General features: G+C 68.0%; 3 protein-coding genes. 2 read left to right on the top strand and 1 reads right to left on the bottom strand.

The window, feature by feature from the left end; genetic code table 11:
* A partial coding sequence (locus ACZ4FV_RS51975; RefSeq protein ID WP_465328442.1) for a carbohydrate ABC transporter permease occupies window positions 1–698 on the bottom strand: 698 nt, incomplete at its 3' end.
* A gap of 443 nt (window positions 699–1,141) precedes the next feature.
* Between ACZ4FV_RS51975 and ACZ4FV_RS51970 the strand changes: the two genes are divergently transcribed.
* Entirely contained in the window at window positions 1,142–2,131 is a 990-nt protein-coding gene (locus tag ACZ4FV_RS51970; RefSeq protein ID WP_465328444.1) for a LacI family DNA-binding transcriptional regulator, read from the top strand.
* A 230-nt stretch (window positions 2,132–2,361) separates the two neighbouring features.
* Window positions 2,362–2,708: beta-galactosidase (locus ACZ4FV_RS51965; RefSeq protein WP_465328440.1), on the top strand; the 347-nt coding region annotated here is incomplete at its 3' end.

Below are 2,708 nucleotides of genomic sequence, written 5' to 3'. Positions count from 1 at the left end.
ATGCTCGGCTCGTTGAACAATTGAAAGCTGCCGATCACGGAGAACGTGGTGGCCAGCAGCAACGCCGGCTTCAGCGCCGGGAGTTTGATGCTCCAGGCCTTGCGGAAGGAACCCGCGCCGTCCATGTCGGCGGCCTCGTAGAGCTCGTCGGGGATCGCCCGCAGAGCGGCGTAGAGGATCAGCATGTTGTAGCCGACGTAGGACCAGGTCACCACGTTGCCGATGGACGCGAGCATCCAGTCCGGACCGAGCAGATCGGGCAGTTTCGTGCCGAGCAGGTCACCCACCTCGGCCGCGAGGCCGAAGCGGTCACCGTAGATGTAGCCCCACATCAATGCCGCGACCACGCCGGGCACCGCGTAGGGGATGAATATGCCCACCCGGAACAGGCCCGGCGCGCGCAACCGGCCGCTGTCGATGGCCAATGCCATGAGCAGCGACAGGGTCAGCATCAGCGGTACCTGGATCGCGAAGAATAGCGCGACCCGGGCCAGCCCGGCAGTGAACAGGTGGTCGCTCAGCGCCTTCGAATAGTTGTCGAAGCCGACGAAGACCGTGCCCCCGATCATCCGATCCTCGTACAGGCTCAGCCGGAACGCGTAGACGAGCGGTGCGGCAACGCCGATGACGAAGACGATCAGGAAGGGGGCGAAGAAGGCATGACCGGTGAGGTTGCGCCGTAGGGCGCCGCGCTTCACTGCGGACCTCTGCGGCAACGCGGGGCCGAGTCGAGTCTCACGGAAGGTCCTCCGGGACGCTGCGTCACGCCGGGCTCGATATCGAGGACGGATCGCAGGCGGTTCGGGTGGAAGGGGGCGGGATCGCGGAAACGAGGATCGCTCGTTGATGTTTGCGCCAACATTTCGGCTGCGATTCGAGAGTGTGTCCTCAGCATGTCGTGCTGTCAATAGTCGACCGTGGGGCAAGAAGTCGGAAATAGTCCGCCATCGGTACCTCGGAACCGGCAATCTCAGGTCACGATCGCAACCCCGTTGACCTGACTTCGTGTTTGCGCAAACATGATTCGTGCGCTGCCAGAGCGCCACGCGGTGAGTGAAAGGACCGGGGTATGCCGAAGGAAGGTGGACCGGCGATGCCCGGGACGGGTGGATCCGCCACAGCGCGCAAACGCGCCCCGTCCATGGCCGACGTCGCCGAGATGGCCGGGGTCTCCAGCCAGACCGTCTCGCGCGTCGCGAACAACCGCAACAACGTCGACGAGGCGACGCGCGAACGCGTGCTCGCCGCGATGCGGATGCTCGGCTACCGACCCAACACGGCTGCCCGGGCACTGGCCACCGGCAAGTTCCGGATGCTCGGCGTGATCAGCTTCGGACTGAACGCGTACGGGAACGCCCGCACGCTCGAAGCCATCGTGTCGGCCGCGCAGGACGCGGACTACTCGGTGAACGTGGTCAGCGTGCGCGCGCAGACCGAGAGCGCGGTGCACGAGGCGTTCGATCGGTTGACCATGCAGGCCGTAGACGGCATCATCCTGATCGAGGCGCAGATCCTCGACACCTCCGCGCTCCGGCTACCCTCCGGCCTGCCGGTCGTCGTGGTCGACGGCGAGGAGACACGGCGTCACCCCGGAGTCGACACCAATCAGGCCGAGGGCGCCCGATTGGCCACCGAGCACCTGCTCGACCTGGGCCACCGCACGGTGTGGCACGTGTCCGGCCCCCAGGACTCGTACGCGGCCCGCCGCCGTGCCGAGTCGTGGCATCGCACCCTCAAGGACGCCGGCTCGCGCGTTCCCCCACTGCTGTACGGCGACTGGACGGCGGCAAGCGGCTACGCGGCCGGCCTCGAACTCGCCGCGAACCCCGATGTGACCGCGGTGTTCGCGGGCAACGACCAGATGGCGCTGGGCATCGTGCGTGCCCTGCATGAGGCCGGCCGTGCCGTTCCCCATGACGTCAGCGTCGTCGGCTTCGACGACTTGGCCGAGTCGGCCTGGTTCCTGCCCTCGCTCACCACCGTCCACCAGGACTTCGAGGAAGTCGGCCGGCAGTGCGTCGCACTGTTGCTCGATCAATTCCGCGTCGGCCACGCGGACGTCCGCAGCGCGACCTCGGTCGCGTCGAACCTGATCGTCCGCGACAGCACCGCCGCACCGCTCGGCGCCTGACCACCACCGCCCAACGAAACCCCTACCCATACCGAACCGGAAGCACCCACACGGGCGCGTCGCGTGCCCGCGAATCCAATGTGGGTCGGCGGCGAATGCGCGGCGCTCGAAGTCCCCCGCGAACCGGCACATCCCGGGGGGCACGTGCCTCCGGATCCCGCCCCGTAACCTCGAAGGAGAGGTGGCGCACGGACCGGTGGCCATAGGCCCTGCCGCGCCACAACGCACCGATGAACGACACCACACCCACTCCCGCCGGCCGCGTGGCCGCCCTGCGCGCGCGCCTGGGCGGCATCGGCTTCGGCGCCGACTACAACCCGGACCAGTGGCCCGAGGCCACCCGCACCGAGGATCTCAAGCTGATGACCGAGGCCGGGGTCACCGTCGTGAACCTCGCGATCTTCGGCTGGGCCCGGGTGGAACCGGCCCGCGACGCCTACGACTTCGCGTACTTCGACCGCGTCATGGACGACCTCGCCGCACACGGCATCACCGCCGATCTGGCCACGATGACCGCCGCACCACCGCCGTGGCTGATCACCGAACACCCCGAGGTGCTGCCGGTGACCGCCGACGG

It is taken from the genome of Embleya sp. NPDC025285 (assembly GCF_055558835.1).
This window is presented reverse-complemented; position numbering and strand designations above follow the sequence as displayed.

Excerpts from the sequence above, each read along its gene's own strand:
- ACZ4FV_RS51970 (WP_465328444.1), top strand. The coding sequence starts at position 1,142 with ATGGCCGACGTCGCCGAGATGGCCGGGGTCTCCAGCCAGACCGTCTCG.